We start from the raw sequence: 2,504 nt of genomic DNA, 5'->3' as shown, positions 1-2,504 counted from the left end.
AATTAGCGCCTTTTTGCATTGTGGCTAAATACAAATTTAATGCTGATTGATCATGTGCGTTGCTAGTTGAGAGAATGATTGCTTTAATCCTTCACGTAACAACGGATTGTCTATTTCTATATCCAGCGTTTTATTCATGCAGTGCATCCACTGATCGCGCAATGCTTTATCTACAGTAAAAGGCATATGCCTTTTACGTAGCATTGGCTGGCCATGTTTTTCAGTAAATAGGTTTGGCCCGCCTAACCAACCAGATAAAAATTCAAAAAATACTTGGCGAATTCGATCTAATGGCAGAGGATGCATATCATATAACGGTTTAGCGTATTCATCTGACTCCATTATGTCGTAGAATCGATTGGAGATAGCACGCGCCCCTTTCTCTCCACCTATTATTTCATACGGTGTTTTTTCAGGAGTAGGAGCCTGTTGCTCAGGAGCTGGCTTAGATTTAGAAAAAAGTCGTTTAATCATATTACTTATCATCGTTAATAGGCAGTTTATAGCTGCAAAGAGGTTGCTTTAAAATGGACAAATATGCGGTTTTTGGAAATCCAATTAAACATTCAAAATCCCCCGCGATACATAAACAATTTGCTGTATCACTGGGCGAGCAAATCGACTATCGCGCAATATTAGCACCTATCGATAACTTTGAAAAAACAGTATTGTCTTTTTTTGAGCAAGGTGGTGTTGGTGCTAACGTTACAATGCCATTTAAAGAGCAAGCCTATGCAATGGCCGATGAGCTTACGCCATTAGCTAAAATTGTAGGGGCTGTTAATACATTAAAAAAACGAGATGATGGCACATTACTCGGTGATAACACCGATGGTGTGGGCTTTGTAAATGATTTAGTCGCTAATGAAGTAGCCATAACTAATAAACGCATTTTAATCATAGGTGCGGGCGGTGCTGCTCGAGGGGTTATTTTACCTTTGTTAGAGCATAACCCTCAGGAAATAATAATAGTTAATCGCACAGCACAAAAAGCTAAAGAACTCACAGAGCTGTTTACTCAATATGGACCAGTATCTGGCTTTGGCTTTGATGATTTACCAGTAAGCGATTACTCACTAATTATAAACTCTACATCTAGCAGTATGAATAATGAGCTTCCAGCTCTTGATGAAAAACACATAACTAACTGTGAAGTCGCTTATGACATGTTTTATTCATTGCAAAATACCATTTTTATGAATTGGGTTGCACAGCATAATATTAACGCTAAGCTTTTAGATGGCAGTGGAATGTTAGTTGGTCAAGCTGCTCAAGCATATTATGTATGGCGTAACAAAATGCCAAAAATACTTCCCGTCGTTGATGCACTCAAACAAGGAATGCTTAAATGAATCAGGCAATACAGTTTATAGATAGGCTAGAGTTTAGAGAGCCCGATCATCAGTTAGTTTTTTTTGCACAAGTTAGTGGCATGCTGGTGGAATGTATAATAGAAGTAAATACACTTAAATTAACAGACGAAAGTCACGCAACAGAGTATTTTGAAAAGTATCGTTTTGATTACGAAGAACGTGCCGAGGAGCTTATCGAAGAAGAGAGCTATAACTCGGCAGGCCAAATTGAAGTAAGCTTATTAACTTAAGTTAGCGATTTCAGCTAAGTATTCATCTTTAAGTGATACATAGTTATCGGCAGATATTTTTAAGAAGGCAAGTTCTTGCTCTGTAAGAGGGCGGGCTTGCTTAGCTGGACTTCCTACATATAAGTAACCAGACTCTAAACGCTTGTTTGGAGGCACCAAAGAGCCGCCGCCTATAATTACATCATCTTCAACAACCACGTTATCCATAATGATAGCGCCCATACCCACAAGTATACGATCTCCTAGTACGCATCCATGCAACATTACCTTATGACCAACAGTTACATCGTCACCTATAATAAGTGGGTAACCATCAGGATTGCTTTTAGTTGCACGAGATAAATGCAAAACACTGCCATCTTGTATATTTGTACGCTCACCAATACGTATATAGTTAACATCACCACGTGCAGCTACTAACGGCCACACACTACTATTATCACCTAAAGTAATGTTACCAACCAAAACCGATGACTCATCAATATAAACAGACGAATTAAATGAAGGAGTAACACCTTTATAAGAACGAATTGCCATAGTTAGTACCTTTTAGATCATAATTATTAGTCTTTGAGTGTATCAGCAAGGTGATTTTTGTACCATACAGTGCACTGTTTGGTTACAAAACTATCAGTTTTAGGGGGTTTAGTTCAGATACTAACCGAACAGTATCTTTTTTTACTTTTTCTTTAAAAAAGTGCTTGCGTAAAAATATGATCTCCCTATAATGCGACCCCACTGAGACGGGAAACGCCAACGCATAGCGAGGAGCGAACTACTCAGAGAGTTAAATAAAACTTCGGTTTTAAATCTTCCAAAAGAAAATTTAAAACTAAGTGTTGACTCGAAAAATAAAGGGTGTATTATTCGCATCCCTTGAGTCGCTAAAGCGACTCAAAAC

General features: G+C 38.2%; 4 protein-coding genes. 2 read left to right on the top strand and 2 right to left on the bottom strand.

The genetic code is table 11. The annotated features are described in order from the left end of the window. Nucleotides 1-36 precede the first annotated feature (36 nt). Entirely contained in the window at nt 37-474 is a 438-nt protein-coding gene (locus CXF76_RS00565) for a group II truncated hemoglobin (RefSeq protein WP_024609094.1), read from the bottom strand. Nucleotides 475-527: 53 nt separating this feature from the next. Here CXF76_RS00565 and aroE point away from each other — a divergent pair, with 53 nt between their 5' ends. Both aroE and CXF76_RS00555 read left to right on the top strand, forming a co-directional pair. Continuing rightward, entirely contained in the window at nt 528-1,352 is an 825-nt protein-coding gene (aroE, locus tag CXF76_RS00560) for a shikimate dehydrogenase (RefSeq protein WP_101162795.1), read from the top strand. Then, nucleotides 1,349-1,603, top strand: a complete 255-nt coding sequence (locus tag CXF76_RS00555; RefSeq protein WP_007584142.1) for a DUF1488 family protein — start codon at nt 1,349-1,351, stop codon at nt 1,601-1,603. Before aroE ends, CXF76_RS00555 begins: the two co-directional genes overlap by 4 nt. Here the strand turns inward: CXF76_RS00555 and CXF76_RS00550 are convergent. Further along, entirely contained in the window at nt 1,595-2,140 is a 546-nt protein-coding gene (locus CXF76_RS00550) for a gamma carbonic anhydrase family protein (protein WP_101162793.1), read from the bottom strand. The genes CXF76_RS00555 and CXF76_RS00550 overlap by 9 nt on opposite strands. Nucleotides 2,141-2,504: the final 364 nt, after the last annotated feature.

It is taken from the genome of Pseudoalteromonas sp. 78C3 (assembly GCF_002836695.1).
In the GTDB taxonomy this organism is placed as follows: Bacteria; Pseudomonadota; Gammaproteobacteria; order Enterobacterales; family Alteromonadaceae; genus Pseudoalteromonas; species Pseudoalteromonas arctica.
The sequence above is the reverse complement of the archived record's forward strand: the minus strand, read 5'-3'. Positions and strand labels throughout refer to the sequence as shown.